The organism is Pseudomonas sp. SDT291_1_S447 (assembly GCF_054070155.1).
Map to the genome: position 1 here is coordinate 1 of NZ_JBSVXS010000337.1, position 321 is coordinate 321.

The 321-nt window shown below is 59.5% G+C and carries 1 pseudogene; it reads left to right on the top strand.

Annotated features, from left to right (window positions below):
- Positions 1 to 321 (top strand): annotated as a pseudogene (locus ACW9IR_RS29830) (type II secretion system secretin GspD); the annotation flags it as partial.

A 321-nucleotide genomic window follows, 5' to 3' on the forward strand; every position in this document is an offset into this window, starting at 1 on the left:
TCAACACCAACGGCAAAACCAGCATCGACGTGCTGCCGCAGGGTTTGAACCTGGGCTACGTCAACGGCACCGTCGACATTCCCGGCATCGGCAAGATTCTCGACCTGAAAGTGCTGGCCCGGGCGTTGAAGAGCAAGGGCGGCACCAACGTGTTGTCGACGCCGAATCTGCTGACCCTCGACAACGAAGCGGCGAGTATTTTTGTGGGCCAGACCATTCCGTTTGTCAGCGGCAGTTATGTCACTGGCGGTGGCGGCACCAGCAATAACCCGTTCCAGACCGTGACCCGGGAAGAGGTTGGCCTGAAGCTCAATGTGCGCC